1 protein-coding gene is annotated in these 414 nt (G+C 54.6%); it reads left to right on the top strand.

Going from position 1 to position 414, the window contains the following annotated elements:
- Positions 1-414, top strand: a 414-nt coding sequence (locus tag ACXAGV_RS19050) for an Ig-like domain-containing protein (protein ID WP_474874574.1), incomplete at both ends; no start/stop codon positions are given.

The raw sequence follows: 414 nt of genomic DNA, 5'->3' as shown, positions 1-414 counted from the left end.
CGGGCAACACGCAAACAGTAACTGCCATTGTGCAGGCTGACGGCACCTATAGCGTTGATGTGCCCGCTGAATTGGCCGAAGGTGAATTTACGGTTAACGCCAGCGTCACCGACGAAGCGGGTAACACGGCAACCGCTGATACCACAGGGGAAATTGATACTACCGCGCCAACGATTACCATTAATGCGCCAGGCTCTGACAACGACACCACACCTACCCTTTCAGGTACTACCGATGCTACACCGGGCAGTACAGTTACGTTAACCATTACCGATAGCGCGGGCAACACGCAAACAGTAACTGCCACTGTGCAGGCTGACGGTACCTATAGCGTTGATGTGCCCGCTGAATTGGCCGAAGGTGAATTTACCGTTAACGCCAGCGTGACCGACGAAGCGGGCAACACAGCAACCA

The sequence above is a fragment of the Alteromonas sp. ABH4_453 genome, assembly GCF_056160665.1.
Note: the sequence above shows the minus strand (reverse complement) of the source record. Positions and strands in the feature narration are given on the sequence as shown.